This is a genomic window from Chryseobacterium sp. HMWF035, assembly GCF_003094695.1.
Lineage (GTDB): Bacteria > Bacteroidota > Bacteroidia > Flavobacteriales > Weeksellaceae > Chryseobacterium > Chryseobacterium gambrini.
In genome coordinates, this window is sequence record NZ_QEHP01000019.1 from 46,925 (window position 1) to 69,210 (window position 22,286).

20 protein-coding genes are annotated in these 22,286 nt (G+C 36.4%); 19 read left to right on the plus strand and 1 reads right to left on the minus strand.

Annotated features, from left to right (window positions below; all coding sequences use genetic code 11):
- Nucleotides 1–24 precede the first annotated feature (24 nt).
- The 19 genes from DD829_RS03600 to DD829_RS03695 all read left to right on the plus strand — a co-directional run bounded on the left by DD829_RS03600 (nt 25) and on the right by DD829_RS03695 (nt 20,983).
- Entirely contained in the window at nt 25–1,404 is a 1,380-nt protein-coding gene (locus tag DD829_RS03600) for a dipeptidase (protein WP_116547529.1), read from the plus strand.
- Nucleotides 1,405–1,493: 89 nt separating this feature from the next.
- Nucleotides 1,494–2,498, plus strand: a complete 1,005-nt coding sequence (locus DD829_RS03605) for a T9SS type A sorting domain-containing protein (protein ID WP_108410652.1) — start codon at nt 1,494–1,496, stop codon at nt 2,496–2,498.
- A gap of 159 nt (nt 2,499–2,657) precedes the next feature.
- Nucleotides 2,658–3,575 carry a T9SS-dependent choice-of-anchor J family protein gene (locus DD829_RS03610; protein ID WP_116547530.1) on the plus strand — a complete coding sequence of 306 codons (918 nt, stop codon included), beginning with the start codon at nt 2,658–2,660 and terminating at the stop codon, nt 3,573–3,575.
- A 141-nt stretch (nt 3,576–3,716) separates the two neighbouring features.
- Nucleotides 3,717–4,424, plus strand: a complete 708-nt coding sequence (locus tag DD829_RS03615) for an SDR family oxidoreductase (RefSeq protein WP_108410335.1) — start codon at nt 3,717–3,719, stop codon at nt 4,422–4,424.
- A gap of 184 nt (nt 4,425–4,608) precedes the next feature.
- On the plus strand, nt 4,609–5,355 hold the full coding sequence (locus DD829_RS03620; RefSeq protein WP_076390078.1) for an electron transfer flavoprotein subunit beta/FixA family protein: 747 nt from the start codon (nt 4,609–4,611) through the stop codon (nt 5,353–5,355).
- Between the two features lie 129 nt (nt 5,356–5,484).
- Nucleotides 5,485–6,432 carry an electron transfer flavoprotein subunit alpha/FixB family protein gene (locus DD829_RS03625; protein ID WP_076390079.1) on the plus strand — a complete coding sequence of 316 codons (948 nt, stop codon included), beginning with the start codon at nt 5,485–5,487 and terminating at the stop codon, nt 6,430–6,432.
- A gap of 208 nt (nt 6,433–6,640) precedes the next feature.
- Nucleotides 6,641–7,240 carry a bifunctional nuclease family protein gene (locus DD829_RS03630; protein ID WP_076390080.1) on the plus strand — a complete coding sequence of 200 codons (600 nt, stop codon included), beginning with the start codon at nt 6,641–6,643 and terminating at the stop codon, nt 7,238–7,240.
- Nucleotides 7,241–7,261: 21 nt separating this feature from the next.
- Nucleotides 7,262–8,644, plus strand: a complete 1,383-nt coding sequence (locus DD829_RS03635; protein WP_108408610.1) for a nucleoside permease — start codon at nt 7,262–7,264, stop codon at nt 8,642–8,644.
- Between the two features lie 115 nt (nt 8,645–8,759).
- The gene (locus DD829_RS03640) at nt 8,760–9,305 is read left to right on the plus strand and encodes an RNA polymerase sigma factor (protein ID WP_108408611.1); all 546 of its coding nucleotides are present in this window, start codon (nt 8,760–8,762) and stop codon (nt 9,303–9,305) included.
- A complete protein-coding gene (locus DD829_RS03645) occupies nt 9,283–9,990 on the plus strand; it encodes a hypothetical protein (RefSeq protein ID WP_116547531.1) in 708 nt (235 codons plus the stop codon). Before DD829_RS03640 ends, DD829_RS03645 begins: the two co-directional genes overlap by 23 nt.
- An 81-nt stretch (nt 9,991–10,071) precedes the next feature.
- On the plus strand, nt 10,072–11,157 hold the full coding sequence (locus DD829_RS03650) for a hypothetical protein (protein ID WP_123906797.1): 1,086 nt from the start codon (nt 10,072–10,074) through the stop codon (nt 11,155–11,157).
- 72 nt (nt 11,158–11,229) lie between these two features.
- Nucleotides 11,230–11,619 carry a hypothetical protein gene (locus DD829_RS03655; protein WP_108408614.1) on the plus strand — a complete coding sequence of 130 codons (390 nt, stop codon included), beginning with the start codon at nt 11,230–11,232 and terminating at the stop codon, nt 11,617–11,619.
- A gap of 7 nt (nt 11,620–11,626) precedes the next feature.
- The gene (locus tag DD829_RS03660; protein ID WP_108408615.1) at nt 11,627–12,058 is read left to right on the plus strand and encodes a hypothetical protein; all 432 of its coding nucleotides are present in this window, start codon (nt 11,627–11,629) and stop codon (nt 12,056–12,058) included.
- A 56-nt stretch (nt 12,059–12,114) separates the two neighbouring features.
- A complete protein-coding gene (locus tag DD829_RS03665) occupies nt 12,115–13,296 on the plus strand; it encodes an acetyl-CoA C-acyltransferase (RefSeq protein ID WP_108408616.1) in 1,182 nt (393 codons plus the stop codon).
- Nucleotides 13,297–13,742: 446 nt separating this feature from the next.
- A complete protein-coding gene (locus DD829_RS03675; protein ID WP_108411639.1) occupies nt 13,743–15,272 on the plus strand; it encodes an MFS transporter in 1,530 nt (509 codons plus the stop codon).
- A 195-nt stretch (nt 15,273–15,467) separates the two neighbouring features.
- Nucleotides 15,468–17,639, plus strand: coding sequence for a T9SS type A sorting domain-containing protein (locus DD829_RS03680; RefSeq protein WP_116547533.1), 2,172 nt, complete (start codon nt 15,468–15,470; stop codon nt 17,637–17,639).
- A gap of 237 nt (nt 17,640–17,876) precedes the next feature.
- Nucleotides 17,877–18,803, plus strand: coding sequence for a mevalonate kinase (locus DD829_RS03685; protein WP_108410155.1), 927 nt, complete (start codon nt 17,877–17,879; stop codon nt 18,801–18,803).
- Nucleotides 18,804–18,815: 12 nt separating this feature from the next.
- Nucleotides 18,816–19,745, plus strand: a complete 930-nt coding sequence (locus DD829_RS03690; RefSeq protein ID WP_108410154.1) for a UbiA family prenyltransferase — start codon at nt 18,816–18,818, stop codon at nt 19,743–19,745.
- Between the two features lie 65 nt (nt 19,746–19,810).
- Nucleotides 19,811–20,983 (plus strand): proline dehydrogenase family protein, encoded by a 1,173-nt coding sequence (locus DD829_RS03695; protein ID WP_108410153.1) that lies wholly within the window; start codon nt 19,811–19,813, stop codon nt 20,981–20,983.
- 104 nt (nt 20,984–21,087) lie between these two features.
- Here the strand turns inward: DD829_RS03695 and DD829_RS03700 are convergent, their stop codons facing one another.
- Nucleotides 21,088–21,633, minus strand: a complete 546-nt coding sequence (locus tag DD829_RS03700) for a helix-turn-helix transcriptional regulator (RefSeq protein ID WP_108410152.1) — start codon at nt 21,631–21,633, stop codon at nt 21,088–21,090.
- Nucleotides 21,634–22,286: the final 653 nt, after the last annotated feature.

The window sequence follows — 22,286 nt, forward strand, 5'->3', positions numbered from 1 at the left end:
CTTTTAGCAAAATAATATTTTACAATGCAAGAGACATTAAATTACATCAGCGAAAACAAACAGCGTTTCGTGGATGAATTATTTGAATTATTGAGAATTCCTTCCATTTCTGCAGATCCTGCGTATAAAAACGATGTTTTGAAATGTGCGGAAGTCGTGGCAGAACACCTTAAAAATGCAGGAGCAGATAACGTGGAAGTTTGCCAGACCAAAGGATATCCTATCGTTTACGGAGAAAAAATTTTAAATACAGATTTACCGACGGTTTTAGTATATGGACATTATGATGTTCAGCCTGCAGATCCGTTGGAACTATGGACAAAGCCACCATTCGAACCGTATATCGAAAAAACAGAACTTCATCCTGAAGGAGCCATCTTTGCAAGAGGTTCAGCAGACGATAAAGGACAGTTTTTCATGCATCTGAAAGCTTTTGAAGCGATGATGAAGACCAATACGCTTCCTTGCAATGTTAAATTTATTTTAGAAGGAGAAGAAGAAGTAGGTTCTGTAAGTTTAGGAGACTGGGTGAATGAAAACAAAGAAAAACTTTCTTGTGACTGCATTTTAATCTCAGATACCCATATTTACAGCAACGAACAGCCTACGGTAACAACAGGTTTAAGAGGATTAAGCTATGTAGAAGTAGAAGTGGAAGGTCCGAACAGAGACCTGCATTCAGGGCTTTACGGAGGTGCGGTTCCAAACCCGATCCACGTACTGTCTAGAATGATTGCGAATCTGATCGATGAAGACGGACATATTACCATCGATGGATTCTATGATAATGTGGAAACCGTTTCAGATTCAGACAGAGCAGATATGAACAAGCTGAAAGATAATCCTGAAGAATTCAAAAAATCTATCGGATTAAACGGTGTGGAAGGAGAAAAAGGATATACCACTTTGGAAAGAACATCTATCCGTCCAACGTTAGATTGCAACGGAATCTGGGGAGGTTATACCGGAGAAGGAGCAAAAACAGTAATTCCTTCAAAAGCTTTTGCCAAGATCTCAATGCGTCTGGTTCCTTATCAGACTCCGGAAGAAATCACCGAAAAATTCACAAAATATTTTGAAAAAATTGCTCCTCAAAATGTAAAAGTAAAAGTAACGCCGCATCATGGAGGAATGCCTTATGTTTTACCAACCGATACCAAAGAATTTTTGGCGGCAAAACAGGCAATGGAATCTGCTTTCGGAAAAGAAGTACTTCCATACAGAGGAGGAGGCAGTATCCCGATTACAGCTATGTTTGAGCAGGTTTTAGGAGCAAAATCTGTTTTAATGGGCTTCGGATTAGATTCTGATGCCATCCATTCTCCAAACGAACATTACGGATTATTCAATTTTTATAAAGGAATTGAAAGTATTCCGTTATTTTTCGAGAATTATTCCAAGTAAATTTTAACAATCAATAAATGAGTCCCTTAGATTTTTTTCTAAGGGATTTTTTTATATATTTAACATGCTAATAAATTAATTGAAATCTAATGAAAAAAATTCTACTTTTTATTTCCGGAATACTTTCCATAGGCAGTATTTACGGACAGGTTATTGACAGCCAGAATTTTAACAGCTTAACGCCAGGAAATGTCGGGACAAACTTTACAGGAGCTTCTGCGGGACAGGGAGGCTATTATCTGTTAAACGGTGTTGCTTCAGATTACCAGATTGCTACTATTGATGCTGCTCATGCAAATTCATTAAAAATTACAGCGGGTTCAGGATATGTAGCGACAAGCGATCCCAACAACCATTCTGTGGTTAAGCTGGTAGGAGTTAATGCTACAGCAGGAAATGATATTATCAAAGCGACATGCAATTTTTATACAGGATCTGCGAACGGTACAGGTTCAGTATACATAACTCTTTTTGATGACGCAACAACTCCGGGAGTAATTGTAAGTCTTATTTACAACGTGGCCACAAAAACCATGACAGCAGGAGGCACATTAACCAATGCCGGAACAAGAGGTTTCTTTGGTATCAAAACTTTAGGAGCAACCTATCCTGCAAACACATGGGTTAATGTAGGAATGGCATATAATATGACCACGGGAGTAATGAATTGGTATACTCCACAGGAAAGTTACACTTTCTCTTCTCCTCCTTCAGGATATGCGCTAATTCCGGCTTTGGATGTAGGGCAGTACCGTACTTATAATATTAATGCATCAGGAAATTCTGTAGCTTATAACTGGGCAATTGATAATTTTAATCTATCTTATTCTAACAATACAATCCTTGCAACTAGAGAAGAAGTTTCTAAAGCAAAAGAAGATATTGTCATCTATCCAAATCCTGCAAAAGATATCGTAACGATTGAAGGTAAAAATAAAATACTTTCAGTATACGTTTATGATCTTTCCGGAAAAAGGATCGATCTTCCTTTAACGGGTAATAAAGTAAATATTTCCGGCTTGGCAACTGGAAATTATGTATTGGGAATTAAAACAGATGAGGGTGTGGTTACTAAAAAACTGATCAAAGAATAGGAAAGAAATCATTTATATCATTAAAGGCTGCATTTTTGATAATGCAGCCTTTTTAGTTAAAATATTACTTAAAAATGTGGTATTAGCATCATATTTTAAATATAATTGTTTTGTTTTTAAAATATTATTAATATATTTATAAGACTAAATTTTAATGATATGAAAAAACTTCTACTACTCGGCTCAATTCTGAGCCTGGTCTCGATGAATGCGCAGACCAACGTTTACAGCTATGGTTTTGATACCGCTTTCACAAATTGGACAACCTCTAATCAAAGCAGTCCGGTAACCACTTCGGTCTGGACAAAAGCAACCTATGCGACCCCTCTTACAAATCCTCTGTTCGGGAGCGGCAATACCACTACTGTTCCTGTAGGACAGGCAGGAGGCAGCAATTCTTTTGCATTGGTAAATTACACAAGCACATCAGGAGCGGGAACAATCAGCAACTGGTTATTTACAAATGCGATAGACGTAAAAGATGGAGATATCGTGAGCTTTTATTCCAGGAAGGGGACAGATGGAACGGTAGATTATCCCGATCGTCTGGAGCTGAGATATGCATTGGCAGCCGGTGCGGTTCTTCCTACAACAGGAGCTTCCGCTGTCGGATCTTTTACCAACTTAGGAGTATCTGTGAATCCAAATCTGGCATCAGGTTTTGTTTATCCTAAAACATGGACGAAATACAGCTTTACAGTTACGGGAGTAGGAGCAAATCCTGTTCCGGTAAGATTTGCCTTTAGATATTACGTTACAGACGGAGGACCAAGCGGAAGTAATTCGGATCTTATAGGAATCGATACTTTTTCTATTGACAGACCTACATTATCAACCAATGATGTTGCTTTAAGTGAAAAAAGCATATCTGTATATCCAAACCCTACAACAGATTACATATCCATCAAATCGGCAGACAAATTCAGCAATATCGAAGTTTTTGACATTGCAGGTAAAAAAGTTGAGGTAAAAGTGGAAGGAGATAAAATAAATGTAAAACATCTCAATTCCGGATCATACATCATCAGCATTGAATCCAAAGGAAATAAAATCTCTCAGAAATTCATCAAAAAATAAATTAATTCTATATTATTTTGAAAGCGCTTCGATTCGGAGCGCTTTTTTATTTGAACCAGTAAACTGACAAATGTTAGGCAATAAAAATTACTTTATTTAAAGCATTTTTGTTATTTTTAAGAACTTAAATTTGCAATAATTATGATCGATAATAAAGTAGCATACATCACAGGTGGAACCAAAGGCATCGGTTTCGGAATTGCCAAAATTTTGCTTGAAAACGGAGTTTCGGTTGCATTTTCGGGAAGAAAAAAAGAAGATGTGGAAAAAGCTGAACAGGATTTAAAGCAGATTTCTGAAAACGTTCTGGGAATTGTATCGGATGTAAAAGTTCTTGAAAACGAAGAAAAAGCGGTACAACAGGCAAAAGAGAAATTTGGCAGACTCGATTTTGTGATTGCAAATGCCGGTTTGGGAATTTTTAAGCCTGTGGATGAACTTTCTGCTGAAGAGTGGAAGGACATGATTGAAACTAATTTAACAGGTGTTTTCTATACATTAAAAGCTTCTGTGGAAGAGCTGAAAAAGACAGAAGGATATTACATCACGGTTTCAAGCTTGGCGGGAGCCAATTTCTTTGAAAACGGAACGGGCTACAATGCCTCAAAATTTGGCGTAGTAGGTTTCACACAGGCTGCAATGATCGATTTAAGAAAATACAATATCAAATCTACGGTAATTATGCCGGGTTCTGTAGCCACGCATTTCAACGGAAATATTCCTTCGGAAAAAGACGCATGGAAGATCCAGCCCGAAGATATGGGGAATCTGGTTTTGGATATTTTAAAAATGAACCCGAGAGTTTTACCGAGTAAGATCGAATTTCGGGCGACAAAACCCGCTAAATAATGACTTTAATGCATTGAATAGTAAAATAATAAGTACTATGCATGCATAATATATTTTTTATTTATATTAGCGAAACATAATTTAACTGAAATTTAAAGTTTCTTTAAATTTTATTGAAGCATAAAAAATAGTACACATGGAACCGAAAAGTTTCATCTGACCATTAAAACAATAAGAACAACATATGAAAATATTAGTTTGTATAAGTAGTGTTCCGGATACTACTTCCAAAATTAACTTTACAGCGGATAAATCTGCATTCGACAAAAACGGAATTCAGTGGGTAATTAATCCTCTTGACGAATTTGCGTTAACAAAAGCAATAAAATTACAGGAATCTCAGGGGGCAACAGTAACGGTAATCAACGTAGGAGATGTTTCTACAGAGCCTGTCGTAAGAAAAGCTTTGGCAATCGGGGCAAACGATGCCGTAAGAGTAAATCTTGATCCTAAAGACAGTTTCTCTACAGCTAAAGAAATTGCAGCAGTTGCACAAAACGGCGGATACGATTTAATCCTTTGCGGTAAAGAATCGATCGATTACAACGGAGGTTCTGTTCCGGGAATGGTCGCTCAGTTATTGAACCAGCCTTTCGTAAATGCTTCTGTAGGTTTAGAAGTAAACGGAAGCGAAGCTACTGCAGTAAGAGAAATTGAAGGAGGTAAAGAAACCATTTCTGTAAAATTACCGGCTGTAATCGCGGGTCAGAAAGGATTGGTAGACGAAAAAGACTTAATTATTCCGAACATGAGAGGAATTATGTCTGCAAGAACAAAACCTTTGCAGGTAGTTGAATCTACTTCTTCTGAGGTGAAAGTTCAGGGAGTTTCTTATGACAGCGTTCCGCCAAGAGCAGCTGTAAAACTGGTTTCTCCGGATAATTTGGATGAATTGGTAAGATTACTTCACGAAGAAGCAAAAGTAATTTAATAAGAACCAAGTAAAAAGTAAAAAGATTCAGGATAAAATTGAGGTTTTAAATACTCAAAAGTATTTCATTAACATAAAATACAATTTGCAACCTTGAATCTTGAACATTAAACCTTAAACAAATTTAAAATGGCAGTATTCGTATACGCAGAAAATATAAACGGAGTTTACAAAAAAGCAGCTTTTGAAGCAGTTTCTTATGCTAAAGCTGTTGCAGATCAGGCTGGAGATACCGTAACGGCGATCTCTGTAAACCCTACAGATTCTTCAGATCTATTGTATAAATATGGAGCATCAAACGTAATCAACATTAAAGACGAAGGTCTTAAAAGTTTCTCAGCTAAAGCTTACGCTCAGGCGGTAAGTGAAGTGGCAAACGGAAACATCATCGTTTTCCCTCACACAACAGATGCTTCTTCAATTGCCCCGATGTTGGCAGTAATGAACGGACATTCTTTAATCACAAATGTATTGGAAGCTCCTGAAAGCCTTTCTCCGTTTCAGGTGAAAAGAAGAGCTTTCTCAGGAAAAGGCTTCATGCATGCAAAAGCAGAAGGAAACGGAGTTATTGTAACGGTTTCTCAAAACGCTTTTGGAGTGAAGGAAAATGCAGTTTCAGGTTCAGAAGAAGTTAAAAATTTATCTGTTGCCAATGAAGATACCAAAGTAATCTCTCACGAGCAAAGCTCAGGAAAATTAGACCTTAAAGAAGCAGAGATCGTAGTTTCTGCAGGAAGAGGGTTAAAAGGTCCTGAAAACTGGGGAATGGTAGAAGATCTGGCAAATGTTTTAGGAGCTGCTACAGCTTGTTCAAAACCTGTTTCAGATATCGGATGGAGACCTCATACAGAACACGTAGGACAGACCGGTAAAGCAATCTCTCCCAATCTTTATATTGCAATCGGTATTTCCGGAGCAATTCAGCATTTGGCGGGAGTGAACTCTTCTAAAACAATCGTGGCTATCAACAGCGATCCTGAAGCTCCGTTCTTCAAATCTGCGGATTATGGAGTGGTAGGAGACGCTTTCCAAATTATCCCTGCATTAACAGAGAAAATTAAAGCAATTAAAGGCTAAGAGAGGTTAATTGTGAATGATCAGCCTGCTTCGTCTGTCAGTTTTAGTTATTATTTAAACTAAAAATTCACCGGCAACGCAAAATTGACTTATAAAATAAATTCACAATTCACCAATCAATAAATTCGCATATAAAAGCCCATTTCGGGCTTTTATTTTTGTCTAAAAAGTAAAAAAAACTTTGAAAAATTAATCTATATTTGTAGCTATGGATTATAAACAGTTAATTATTCGCGGGATATCGTACAGCCAGACACAATCCGGGGCGTACGCACTATTATTGGAACATGAGGAAACACATATAAAATTACCTGTTGTTATAGGGAATTTCGAGGCACAATCCATTTCTTTGGGGCTTGAGAAAGACATTCACCCGCCTCGCCCTCTTACACACGATTTATTTACAAAATTTATCGTTTCGGCAAATTACGAACTTGTATCCGTTATCATCTATCAGATTGTAGACGGCGTTTTCTTCTCAAATATCAACTTTAAAAATAAAGCTACGGAAGAAGAGCTTATCTTAGATGCAAGAACTTCCGATGCGGTAGCCATGGCGGTGCGATTTGATGCACCTATTTTTACCACCCAACAAGTGCTGAACGAAGCAGGAATTCTTCTGGAACTGGAAGATGTTTCCAAAGAAGAGCAGCCGTTTTCTGAAACGGTTCAGGTAGAAGATAACCTGAAATCTATTTCAATGGAAGAATTACAGAAATTGCTGGATGAAGCGGTAAAAGAAGAAGATTATGACACTGCTCTTGAAATTCAGGAAGAAATCAGGAGGAGGAAGAAAAAAATTGACTAAAAGAGATTATTTATACTAATTATGAATTTAAAATTACGACTGACCGTCTTGAGTTTTCTGCAGTTCTTCGTTTGGGGAGCTTGGCTGATTACGATGGCTAATTTTTGGTTCGGTACAAAACATTGGGACGGAGCGCAGTTTGGTGCTGTTTTCGGAACCATGGGAATTGCTTCCATTTTTATGCCGACCATCACCGGAATCATTGCCGACCGTTGGGTGAACGCAGAAAGGATTTTTTCAGTGTTACATATTTTATACGGTATCGTGCTTTTCATTCTGCCTCATTCGGCGGATCCCGGTTCTTTCTTCACGGTAATGCTTGTGGCGATGTGTTTTTACATGCCCACTATTGCGTTAGCCAATTCAATATCTTATACCATTCTTAAAAACAGTGAGCTGGATGTTGTGAAAGACTTTCCGCCAATCCGTGTTTGGGGAACCATCGGTTTTATTGTAGCCATGTGGATTACCAATCTTACGGGGAACAAAGCTACCGAAGGACAATTTTACATTGCCGGAGCTGTAGCCATTTTCTTAGGAATTTATGCTTTAACATTACCAAAATGTCCTCCGCAGAAATTAATAGACAAAGATGCTCCGTTATCTGAACAATTAGGTCTAAATGCCTTTAAACTGTTCAAAGATTACAAGACAGCCTTGTTTTTCCTGTTCTCCATGTTGTTAGGAGCGGCTTTACAGCTTACCAATGCTTACGGAGACGTATTCCTGAGCGAATTTGAACATTTTCCGAAATACGCAGACTCTTTCGTAGTGAAAAGATCTACCATTATTATGTCCATTTCTCAGGTTTCCGAAACCCTGTTCATTTTGGCGATTCCCTTCTTTTTAAAACGATACGGAATTAAAAAAGTAATGTTGATTTCAATGTTTGCGTGGGTTTTAAGATTCGGTTTCTTTGCTTATGGTATTCCGGAAGGATTTGGCTTAAGTTTAATCATTCTTTCATGCGTAGTTTACGGGATGGCTTTCGATTTCTTCAATATTTCGGGATCGCTTTTTGTGGAAACCACTACCGATAAAAAGATCCGTTCTTCGGCTCAGGGATTATTCATGATGATGACGAACGGTTTCGGAGCGGTTTTCGGAAGTTATGCAGCAGGCTGGGCGATTGATAAATTCTTCACCCACAAATTTACTACAGCTTCTTCACTGGCAAATTATCTTGAAACAACACCGGACAACCAGACTTTTTTAGGAATTCTGCAAAAGAGTTTCAATTCTGCGGTAAATCCGGACGGAACGTTATCTTCTATTGTAATGGTAAAAGACTGGCATAATATCTGGCTTTCTTTCGCAGCCTATGCGTTGGTTTTAGCTCTTTTATTTGCTGTTCTGTTCAGACACAAACATACCCCTATTCAGACATCAGATATCAAACATTAATTTTATCGTATTGATAACGAATATATTAAATTGCACTTTCAGAAAAAGTGCAATTTTTTTTGATATTCAGGCAACCCTTTCAAAAATATCTCGTCTTATAAACAGAAACTAATTAATGAAGAATTTAGAAGAGAATTTTAAACTGGCAAAAAAGCAGGATCGGAGAGGGCAGAAAGCTCTGTACGAAATGTTTTCGGCGAAAATGCTTGCCATAGCAAATTCTTATGTGAATAACCTTCATGATGCGGAAGATATTTTAATGAATTCTTTTTTCACTTGTTTTTCAAAAATAGAGGAATGCAGAGAATGGAAAAGCTTTCAGTTCTGGCTGAGGAAAATCGTAGTGAATAACTCGATTAATTTTATCAGGAAAAACAGAAATATCCTTTACACGGATGTTGAGATCAGCGAAATCGGAAATGTTGAGGAAAACTGGGAAGAAGAAATGGAGGAGCTTAATATGGAGGAAATTTTTTCAAAAATGCCCGATGGATACCGATTGATTTTCAACCTCTATGTTTTTGAAGAAAAAAAGCATCATGAAATAGCAGAAATACTGAATATTTCTGAAGGCACCAGCAAAAGCCAGCTGAGCAAATCTAAAAAATGGATTGCAGATTTTTTAAAACAGAAGCAAAATGAAAAACAATACGTTAAATAATTTAAAATCCGAGTACGAGAAGCTTGAAATAAAGCCTTCCGCCAATCTTTGGGACAGATTGGATCAGAAGCTGGATGAAAAGCCTGAAAATGCTTCAAAACAGTCTTCCGGATGGTGGAAATATGCAGCCATTATCTTGTTGATGATTTCTGTAGGAACAATTATTTATTTTAAAAACAAAAATAACTTTGACCATCAAAAAACCGACTATATTGTAAAACAGCGTCTTGAAAATGCGGTAAATCCAATAAATCCGGAATTTGAAAAACAATCTGTCGCTTCTGAGGAACAAAAAAACATTCAGGAAAATACGGTAAAAGCTGTTTTAAAAAATCCGGAAACAAATTCGGCTGAGGTTTTAAATTTAAAAAAAGAAGTTAAAATTCAAAAAATTTCGAGTCCTGCAATTGAAGAAATTGCAGTTACGCAACAGAGAACTATCGACATTAACCCCGACAAAATTAAAAGCGAAAATATAATTTTTCCCGCGATTGCCGAAGCAAAGAAAACAAAATCAGGCTATATTAATGCTGATGAACTGCTTATGGGAAGAGAATTTGATAAAACCAGAGAAGAAGCGAAAAAAGATGATCGCAAATTCGGAGTTTTTAATATCAATAAAGTCTTTCAGAAAGTGGATAATGTAACGGTTCTTGGCGTAACCGTCTACACCGACACGAAATAGATTCTAATACTTTAAAATAAAAATTACTGTTCTTTTTTATGAACAGCGGTAAAATATTGTCTAAAAAATAAAAGAAAATACATGAAAACTAAATTTGCCTTAATGACTGCTCTTTTTGCTTTTTCCTACGCCTTTTCACAGGAAGTAAGACCGGAATTACGAAGCTATTCTAAAAAAGTGGACAGCATTGTAGTCTCAGAAAAGTCTAAAATGAATCTGGAGCTGGATGATCTGGATAAAAACTACAGAGAAAACAAAATAAGCGCTGATGAAAAGCAGAAGCAGAGAACGGAAATCGCGATGAAATACGAAGAAATCATCAACGAAAAAATAAACAGCCAGAAAGAAGAGCTGGAAAATGCAACCAAAGGAATTGTAAAAGATGTTGTAATGGGAAGATCCGGAAAACAGTCTATTGAACTTTTAGCACAAAATAATGCGCTTCTCACGCTGAACACCTCCGGTAATAAAACCAAAAAAGACCTTTTACGCACGACAGATTTTAACATCGGTTTCGGTTTCATGAATCTTACAAAATCATCCTCTTCCCTTGCAATAGGCAATAAAGAATCCGGAATACGAGCAGGAAATTCCATGTCTTCACAAATGGAATTGAGAATGACGAGACAGATTGGCTCTCTGGTTTCTCCTGTATTTTACCGTATCGGTTTTGGATATCGGTCAGATTCTTTCTCACCAAAAAAAACAACAATTTTCACTCAGGATAAAAATGAACTCTCTATTTCGGATTTTAATACTTTCGCCGAAGGAAATTTAAAAAAATCATATCTCAAAAATCACTATTTTCTGGTTCCGATTGATTTTGTATTTGTCTTAAATCCTAAATATACTGTAGAAAACAATGAAAAAATGCTGGATAATTCCAAAGGAAATTTCAGAATCAGTGCAGGCGTTTACGGAGGCGTAAGATTTCTTACCCAAAACTATATCATTTACAAGAATGAAGAGAACAATCGCGTAAAATACAGAGAAAACATTCCGGATGCTGTTAATGCTTTTCTTTTTGGAGGCAAATTGTCTTTAGGATACGGTCCGCTTAATATTTTCGTGAAAAAAGATTTCACACCCATATTTAACGATCAGGCGAAAATTAATAACAAATATGGCGTTCAGATAGGATTGGAGCTGTTATATATCAATTTTTAATATGAATTTTCATCATAGAAAAACACACTTTTTGGAGTGTGTTTTTTTTTGTATTTTGGCACTTTAAGAAATATGAAAAATATTCAGTTATTAGGATTGGTGTTGGTGGTTGCAGGAAGTTTTCTGCCGCTTGTTCACGTTCCGGTTATCGGGAACTGGAACTATTGGAAGCTCGATCATTCTCTGGCAGTAATCTGTTGGATACTTTCCGCAGGAGCGCTGTTCGGAATAGCCAACAACAAGGCAAAAGTTTCGAAGATTTTTGGAGTTCTCTTAGTCGTCCTGTTTATTTTTACACTCATCGCTGTAAAACTTCAGGCTTCAGATTACTTCAGCTTTATGCCGTTTAAATCGTGGCAGGATAAACTTGCGGGAATAGTTAAGTTAAAATGGGGCTGGATATTAGAATTTTTAGGAGCATTCATCATCATTTTGGTTAAAAATAATAAAGTAAAAGCATAATTCACGTATGAATTTTTTAAAAATATTTTCGATCGGAGTATTTTTTCTTGGTGCATCTTACGCGAATGCACAGACGAAAGAAACAGCAAAAAAGAAACCTGTTGATAACCCTCCAAAATGTGCCAACATCAAAGAAGGTAAATTTTTCAGAATGAATTATCCGCCCAATCTTTGGTACATGACCGTAAAAGATAATATACAGACCGAATATTATAACGACGGTAAAGATTTTATAAAATTATCCATGGTTTTTGTAGGAGACTGCGATTATAAATTAGTCGTTGTTGAAAAAAGCGAAAAAGAACATCCTATAAAAATAGGAGATGTCTTAAGCAATAAAGTTCTTGCCACGCAGGATGATTATCTGAAAATTCAGTCGAAATTCGAGAACGATACCTACGATTTTGTGATGGTAAAAGCGAAAGAAAACAAAAAATAAACAGACGAATCATCCGGTTCGGCTTCAACTAAACGTAAAAAATAGAATTATAAAAAATGAAAGAAGTATTCATCGTTTCCGCAGTAAGAACTCCGATGGGAAGTTTTTTGGGAAGTTTATCAGCAGTTCCTGCAACTAAACTGGGAGCAGTTGCTGTAAAAGGAGCATTAGACAAAATCGGTTTGGATCCTAAACAGGTTCAGGAAATCTACATGGGGAACGTTCTACAGGCGGGAGAAGGACAGGCTCCGGCGCGTCAGGTAGCTTTAGGAGCAGGACTTTCTAACGAAACGCCTTCTACTACGGTAAATAAAGTTTGTGCATCCGGAATGAAAGCGGTTTCTATGGCGGCACAGGCAATTAAAGCAGGAGATGCAGACGTAATTGTTGCAGGAGGTATGGAAAACATGTCTTCAGTTCCTCATTACTATAACGCAAGAAATGCGGCAAAGTTGGGCGATGTAAAAATGCAGGACGGAATGGTTCTGGACGGACTTACAGACGTTTACAACAAAGTTCACATGGGAGTTTGTGCAGAAAAATGTGCAACAGATTACAGCATTTCAAGAGAAGAGCAGGATAATTTCGCAATAGAATCTTACAAAAGAGCGGCAAAAGCCTGGTCTGAAGGTAAATTCGCTGATGAGGTTGTTCCTGTGGAAATTCCTCAGAGAAAAGGAGATCCAATTGTTTTTGCAGAAGATGAAGAATATAAAGCCGTAAATTTCGACAGAATTCCTACACTTCCTACAGTTTTCAAAAAAGAAGAAGGAACGGTAACGGCAGCAAACGCTTCTACACTAAACGACGGAGCTTCTGCTTTAATCCTTGTTTCTAAAGAAAAAATGGAGGAACTGGGACTTAAGCCTTTGGCAAGAATCGTTTCTTACGCAGATGCAGCACAGGCTCCTGAAGATTTTACAACAGCACCTTCAAAAGCTTTACCCATTGCGCTTAAAAAAGCAGGTTTAGAGCTTACAGACATCGATTTCTTCGAATTCAATGAAGCTTTCTCTGTTGTAGGTTTGGCAAACAACAAAATCTTAGGATTGGATGCTTCTAAAGTAAATGTGAACGGTGGAGCTGTGGCAATTGGTCACCCTCTTGGAAGTTCAGGATCAAGAATCATTGTTACTCTCATCAACGTTTTGAAGCAGAATAACGGTAAATATGGTGCCGCTGCAATCTGTAACGGAGGTGGCGGAGCTTCTGCAATCGTTATCGAAAATATTCAATAATCATTGATATTGATACATTCAGAATCCGGAAGTTTTACTTTCGGATTTTTTTTTGGAGCTTTTTCCCGCTTTCCGCACTCGCTATTTTGGGATTCGGCGGCGGCTTTTGCCGCCGCCGAATCCCAAAATGAGCTCAGACAAAGCTGCAATCGGGGCTAAAACTACAGACATCTACAGAAATTAATGCTAAAATTCATTTGAAAGTTAAAAAACTTTTAAAAATCAAACTCAATCAAAAAAATACAATGCCTAATTGATGTAGAACGTTTTTTCGTCCGAAAAATAGTCAGACACAACAGGAATCATTTCGGATAAATTGCGCATGAGGAAAAACCATTTTACACACTCCAACTTTAACGGAATAATAAAATTTCCTCCAAACAAAATAAAAACCTCCGAATATTCAGCGGTTTTGCTATTTTTGTGTTTATTAATATTTATTTGAAATGTCTGAAATTGAGAATCTGCAAACTCAAAATATAAAGAATAATCCAAAGATCATGAAAGCCTGGGCGGTTTATGACTGGGCAAACTCCGTTTATTCTTTGGTAATTACCTCTACTATTTTCCCTATTTACTATTCTATTCTTACCACAGCGTACGAAAAAAAAGAATATGTGGCGGCAACAAAATCCTGGATTGATGTCCCTGTAAGACACATGATTAAGATCTTTGGAAAAGAATATCAACCCGATGCCGTGTACGGATATTCCTTAACGATTTCCTTCTTTATAGTAGTTTTATTATCTCCGTTTCTATCCTCTTTGGCAGATACAATCGGGAACAAAAAATCCTTCCTTCAGTTCTTCTGCTATTTAGGCGCTACCTCCTGCATGGGATTGGCAATGTTTACCGGAATGCACAACGTATTCTTAGGATTACTCTTCAGCATTACCGCAAGTGTCGGATTTTGGGGAAGTCTGGTGTTTTACAACTCCTTTTTACCGGATATTGCGACAAGAGACAAACAGGATGCACTTTCCGCAAAAGGATATGTTTACGGATATATCGGCTCGGTAGTTTTGGTGATCATCTGTTTGCTTTTAATTCAGGTTTTTGCAAAAGGCGCTGCACAACAGTTGCTTTTCACAAGAATCAGCTTTTTATTAACAGGAGCTTGGTGGTTCGGTTTTTCTCAGTATACCTTCAAACATTTGCCTCAGTTCGGTGATGTGAAAGAAAAACTTCCGAAAGACTTAGTCCTTTTAAACTATAAAAACATCTTCAAAAGACATAAAGAACAGGGTGGATTCTTCGAAGTTTTAAAAGACAATTTAAGCTTCTATAAAGATATTGCCAAAGAAAGCTTTCATGAATTATTTAAAGTAGGAAAAGGTCTTTTCAAGGATAGAAACCTGAAATTTTTCCTTTCCAGCTTCTTTTTTTACAGTGTAGGAATGCAGACCATTTTCCTGATGGCAACTCTGTTCGGGAAAAGTGAGATCAATCTTCCTCAGGATAAACTCATCGGAACACTTTTGGTCATTCAGATTGAAGCCATCATCGGAGCCGTACTATTCTCAAGATTATCCAGAAAAATCGGAAACAAAAATGTCATCACCATTGCTATTATTCTTTGGATCGTTGCCTGCATCTGGGCATATTTCCTTAACAAAGAAAATCCTACAGTAGAGTATCAGTTTTATGGCGTAGCTGCTGTAGTTGGTTTGGTAATGGGAGGACTTCAGGCAATGTCCAGATCTACCTATTCCAAACTTTTACCGGAAAACTCAATGGAAAACACAACGTTTTTCAGTTTTTACGATGTTCTGGAAAAAATTGCCATCATTGTGGGAACATTTGTTTTTGCTTTATTTATCGACAAATACGATTCTTTAAGAGCCATTTTTGCTAAAATTGATGTTACGCTGCCTTCTGCTTCAGGAATGAGGTTCGCAGCATTTTCAATGGCATTGTTTTTCTTTGTAGGATTAATTTTAATACGATTTTTGAAACTCAATACCCAGAAAAAATAATTGAAATTATATTTTAAAAAAACTTAAGGCGCTGATAAAGCGTCTTTTTTATTTAATCATCATGAGAAATTATATATTTTATGGTATAATTAAATTTTTCATTACTTTTAACAATTAAAAAATGTGAAAATATTATTATTTATTCACTGTGTTTTGGTTTTTTTTGTTTATTTGCAAATCTAATAAGTCGTTAAAATGATTAAGAAATTTCTAACTCTCTGTATTTTGCAGTCTGCGGTTTTTGGCTTCTCCCAAAACATGAGACCTGTAGCCCAAAAAGTCTCGGAATACCATACCCAAAAGAAGAACTTTGAAAAGTTCGATTTATTCACCATCAAGAAAAATTCAGAAAAACTTGCCGAATACAAAAGAGCGGCAACCGATATTTCTGTGCTGAATATCGATTCTAAACAGCTCAAAAAGTTAGTACACGAAAAACCTGAATATCTTGAAATTTCTTTTCCTTTCAATGAGAAGCTAATTACTTTGGAATTGTATAAAAATCAGATATTTACAAACGATTTTAAAGTAACTACCAACAAAGGCGAAATCGTAGATTATACACCCGGAGCGTATTATCAGGGAATTGTAAAAGGAGACAATCAATCCGTGGTCGCGTTCAGCTTTTTTGAAGATGATGTGGTAGGAGTAGCTTCCACCCCCGAACTGGGAAATGTAATTCTCGGAAAAGTTAAAAATTCTACAGACTTTGTAAGCTATTCAGATTCAAAACTTACAGGATTAAATCCTTTTGTCTGCGGCGTGGATGAATTAACGGATAATCACAATCAAAAAATATCTTTCGATCCGGATGCAAAGAAAACAACAGGAAAGGTCATGACGCAAAACTGTGTAAGAATTTATTACGAAGTTTGCTACACACCTTACACAAACAACGGATCTAATACAACAACCACAGCGAATTGGTTAACCGCAATTCATAACAATATCTCAACGCTTTACAGCAATGATGATATCAAAATCGCTTTAAACGAAATTTATGTGTGGACAACGGCAGATCCTTACACCGGAACACCGAATGCAAATCTGGCAAGTTTCAGAACCAACCGACAGACTTTTAACGGAGATCTGGCTCATTTGGTCAATCAGCCTTCTACAACAAGTGTAGCTTACATCAATTCTCTTTGTACAACGAGCAGACACGCATATTCCGGAGCTTCACAGACTTACAATAATGTTCCTGTCTATTCCTGGACCATCGAAGCGATGACTCACGAAATGGGGCACAGTTTAGGTTCGCCTCACACTCATGCATGTGCGTGGAACGGAAATTCAACAGCAATCGACGGGTGCGGAACGCAGGCTGGTTATCCTGAAGGAACCTGCGCCACAGGACCCATTCCTTCTTCTACAGTGAAAGGAACCATCATGAGCTACTGTCACTTAGTTTCAGGAGTAGGAATTAATTTTGCAAACGGTTTCGGTCCTCAACCGGCAGCTTTGATCAGAAATACAGTGGAATCCAAACCTTGTTTAGGAATGAATTGTACAACGGCATGTTCTACAACGGTGACTTCACTTTCTGTTTCCAACATTACACAGATTTCAGCAAACGCAGCATTTACCGATGCCACTTCTGCTTCCTGGAAATACAGGCTGACGAAATATGACGGAACAGTAGTTTCCAGCGGAACGACTTACACACAATCCTTAAGCATGGCAAATCTTCAGCCCGCAACCTATTATCTTTTATCAGTAGGAACAGACTGTTCTGCGGGTTACCAGAGAACACAGATGTTTTTAACAGATGGAGACTGGTGCGACGGAGCGCAGTTTACAGATACAGGAGGAACCACTTCCAACTACGGAGACAGCCAGACTATTGTGAAAACTTTTTACCCAAGTTCAGGAGCTTTAACGATGAATTTTACAGAATTCGGTCTTGAGCAGGATTATGATTTTATGTATATTTATAACGGTCCTTCTACAAGTTCTCCTTTGTTTGCGAATGGAAATGGTTTAACTGGAATTGCTTTACCGGGAACATTTACGTCTACCCATCCTTCCGGTGCAATTACGGTAAGATTCGTGTCTGATCCTGCAGTAAATGATATTGGCTGGAAAGCAAACTTCTCCTGTGCGGTTTTGGCGGTGGAAGATGTAAATACGAAAGACAATACTGTCAATATTTATCCGAACCCGGCAAGAAACATCATTACAATTTCTTCAAAAGATGCTTTAAAATCATTCAAGATTTATGATGAAGCAGGAAGATTAATAAAATCTGAATCTTCATTAAAAGGTAATAAACATGACGTTACTATTTCTTCCATGCAGACAGGAAACTATGTGGTAACGGTAGAAACAGAAAAACAGAAAATTACCAAAAAGCTGATTAAGCAGTAATTTTAAGCTTCTTCATTCTTTAATAATAAACTGCAGACAGACAGTTTTTAAACATAATGTAAAAAAGCCTGATTTTTTCAGGCTTTTTTTGTATATTTATAGTAATAGGAATCCTGATTTTAGATTTAATTAAAATTTAAGAATATTTTGCTGTTAAAATTTGTTAGAATTCGGCGCGGGATTTGCTTATATTCACTAGAATAGTATTAAATTTGCAAAAAAAATTTATTTAAATAAATGACAAACCCATTATTTTACGCAAAAATTCTTTTGTTCGGAGAATACGGAATCATAGAAGATTCCCAAGGTTTGACATTACCTTATAGCTTCTATAAAGGTACCCTCAAGTTCTCTTCACTGGATTCCGAATTTGAAAAAAAATCCAATGATCATCTTAAAAAATACGCAGACTATCTACAGAATTTAGCACTTCCTGAAACTTTTGAGCTTAATGTTTCAAAGTTTAAAGAAGAAATTTCTGAAGGATTATTCTTCGACAGCAATATTCCTCAGGGATATGGAGTAGGAAGTTCCGGTGCTTTGGTTGCCGCAATTTTCGAAAGATATTCTATTTCCAAGCACGAACCTGATAATATTTCTAAAGACGAACTGAAAAGTCTAAGAACAGTTTTTGGCTTAATGGAAAGTTATTTCCATGGGAAAAGTTCAGGAATCGATCCCCTGATCTGTTACATGAATCTTCCGATTCTTATCGAAAGCAAAGAAAGTGTGGATAAAGTGGCAATTCCGGAAAGCGAAGCCGGAAAAGGGGCTATTTTCTTAATTGACTCCGGAATGACGGGCGAAACAGGACCGATGGTTCAGATTTTCTTTGAAAAAATGAAGACCGAAGGTTTCAGAAAGACTCTGAAAGAAGAATTTATCCGTTACAACAATGCTTGTATTGATGCATTCCTTAAAAAAGACATGAATCCGTTTTTCAGAAATCTGAAAAAACTTTCTCACTGGGCGTATGAACATTTCCGTCCGATGATTCCTGAAAGTTTATTTAATGTCTGGAAAAAAGGGCTGGATTCCAATGCATATTATTTAAAACTCTGCGGAAGCGGCGGAGGTGGTTATATTTTAGGTTTCACCAAAGATTACGAAAAAGCAGAAAAAATGCTTGATGGCTTCCATAAAGAAGTGATTTACAGATTCTAAAAATTGTTGTGAATGAATTCTGAAAAAGAAACTTTCCAACAGAGAAATTATATTCAAAAATCTTTTTTTTACAGATTTTCACAATTCGTGGGCTTTCTTTTGGGAGCTCGCTTTTTTGTTGCTGTTCTGCTCACTTTTGCCTTATACGTTTCAACATTTTTCCTGTTTAATCAGGATGAAAATTTCAGAAAATTTGTCTTCGATTTTAAAGTTCACGGCATTATTTTCTGCACCGTTTTGACGATTTTGGCAGGAGGAATTATCAATCAGTTTTATGATTTTGAGAAAGATCATGTGGTAAAACCTTTCAGAACGAGGATTCAAAGCTTCATTAAGCAGAAATATTTTCTTTACGCTTACCTCTTTTTAAGTGTAATTTCTTTGGGAGTTGCCTGGATGATTTCGCATAATGTTTTTGCGTTTTTTGTAGTTTATCAGTTCTTTATGTGGTTTTACAGCCATAAACTCAGCCGGATTTTAATATTAAACAATCTTACTTTTGTAAGCCTTACGTTGTATCCTTTTTTCGGAATGATGGTGTATTATGAAACCTTTTCGAAGAAAGTTTTACTCATGGCGGTTTTTCTTTTTCTGATTCTTTTATGCATTGATATTGTAAAAGATACGTTAACAAAAAGCGTTGATAAAGCGTTTGGATACACAACAATTCCCAATTATTTTAAAAGCAGGAATACCAAAACAATTATCGTTTCTCTGCTCATCATTACCATGGCAGTATCCATGAAGCTGATCATGAAAACAGGAATTGCAGGATTCATGGCGTATTATTTTACTGCCGGATTATTTATTTTCATCCTTTGTGTTCACCTTATTTTAAATCATACAAGAAAAAGCAATTTCGTCACGCTTAATATTCTCAGAATTTGGGTTTTTATTGGGATAATCGCAATGCTTCTGAACGGGCTGGAAGGTAAATTATAAAAAATTTTCTTTATAAAACCTGATCCTTTTCTTACCTTTGCAGAACCTTAAATTTATAAAAAGTAATGCCCATTTTTAACGATACTAAAGTCGCATTTGCGGATAAATCCGATGCACAGTTAAGAAAAGCGTATTGGATGTTCAAAATGATTGAGCAGCCTTCTCTTACAAAAATTGGAACTTCTGTTCTTAATTTCACCGTTCATAATAGTTTTCCTTTCGTTACCGGAATTGTAAAAAACACTTTGTTTGAGCAGTTTTGCGGAGGTGAAACCCGTGAAGAAAGTATGAAGGTAGTGAAACAACTGTTCAGAAGAGGAGTCGGAAGTATTTTTGATTATTCTATTGAAGGTAAGGAAGACGAAGAAACTTTTGATGCGGTTTGCAAAGAGATCAAAGATATCGTAAGATTTTCTGTAGGAAATCCGGCAATTCCGTTTATCGTTTTTAAACCTACAGCTTTTGGAAGAATTGATTTGTACGAGGCTGTCGGAAAAAATGCTGAACTCACAACAAGCCAGAAAGAAGAATGGGATAGAGTGGTAAAAAGGTTTGATGAAGTCTGTAAACTTTGCCACGAACACGACAAAAAAGTAATGGTGGATGCCGAAGAAACCTGGATGCAGGATGCAGCAGACCATCTTTGCGAAGAGATGATGGAGAAATACAATCAGGAAAAACCGATTGTATGGAATACCATTCAGATGTACAGAACCGGAAGATTGGAGTATATGGAAGCGCATCTTCAGCGCGCGAGAGAAAAAGGTTATTTTATCGGGTATAAAATCGTTCGTGGAGCCTACATGGAAAAAGAAAGAGCAAGAGCCGCAGAAAAAGGCTATGCAGATCCTATTCAGCCGACAAAAGATGCTTCCGATAAAAATTACAATGCAGGAATTGATTTCGTTATGAATCATTTAGACAAAGTTTCGGCATTTTTCGGAACCCACAATGAAATTTCTTCAGAGCTTGTCATGGATAAAATGAAAGCGAAAGGACTGGAAAACGGAAATCCTCATATCTATTTCGGGCAGCTTTACGGAATGAGCGACAATATTACGTTCTATCTCTCAGATAAAGGCTATAATGCGGCAAAATACCTTCCTTACGGACCTGTAAAAGACGTTGTGCCTTATCTTACCAGAAGAGCGCAGGAAAATACTTCCGTTGCAGGACAAACAGGTCGAGAACTAGGGTTGATCAAAAAAGAACTCGAAAGAAGAAAAGCAAGCAGATAAATTCTAAAAATAAATGCTAAGCCTCACAAAAATATTGTGAGGCTTTTTTATGATCGAAATATAAGGTGATTGAAATTTTGAAAATTGAACGGTTTCAAAGTCATTTAAGGTTCAAAACTTTCGAATTTTCCGTTTTCGTAGAAGATGACAATTCGTTTAATTTTATTTTGCTGATTTTCAATAGCTTGAGCAATAATTTCATCATTGCTTTTTTCTAATCGCTGAGAATCCGATATTTTCTCGTGAGCTTTATTTTGATCCGATATAAACGATTCCTGACGATCCATTTTTGGCGGCTCTATTTCTGTTTCTTCACTGCCAAAACTTTCATCATTATTTACCATCGTAAAAAGATCGGGGAGAGAAGCTGTTCTTGGTTTCTCTTCTTCATAGCTTTCTTCTTCCAGTTCAGGAATGTCCGAGTTGGGAAGCTCAGATTTCAGCATTTCACCTTCTCCGGTAATTAGCCAGTCCCAAAGAATTTCAGGAAAGCGGGATTTTATTTTAATGATAAACTCAAGCGACGGCTTATTTCTTCCGGACGTTATGTGCGAAATAGAAGATCGCTGTACTTCAATTTCATCTGCAAACTCCGAAGAAGAAAGATTAGAATATTCGATAACTTTTGAAATTCTCTCGTTTAGACTCATAAAACCATTCTTAAAACGTGTTACAAATGTAAATAAATAAATTTACAAATGCAAATTATGATAATAAACAAATGTAAATTAAAGCAAAATACATTTGTAAATTCAATAAACATCTAAAAATCAGCATTATAATTAATAGATAAAAATCCAATTCTGAATTTTACAAAAGTTTATCCACAGTTAAATCATTAAAATCAATAAAATTTTGCTGAAAACGTCGATAACTTATTGATAAGTTATGTTCATATAAACACCATTATTGATGTAATAAACATAATTTTGTTGCGGTTTAATACACTGTATCATCAAATACAGATAATGTACTTAAAATAACAGATAAATGCTTTATAATAGGGTAAAATGAACGTTTTACTTTTGTAAAATATAGCTTTCAAATGCATTTGGACTGGGTTTTGTATTATTTTAATGTAAAATATGGTTATTGATCTTTTTTAAGATTTACCAGATTAAATTTCTGAAATTAAAACAGAAATAATTTAGTAGAAGACTGTATATTCCGATGGTTTACATTTGTATACAGTGTTTTATTCAAAGTTTTCAACAATAGTTTTGTTTAACAAATTTTCTCATATTTCTTTAAAACAAGGACTTTTACTACTTAAAGTAACATTCAAATACTTATTTAATTAAAC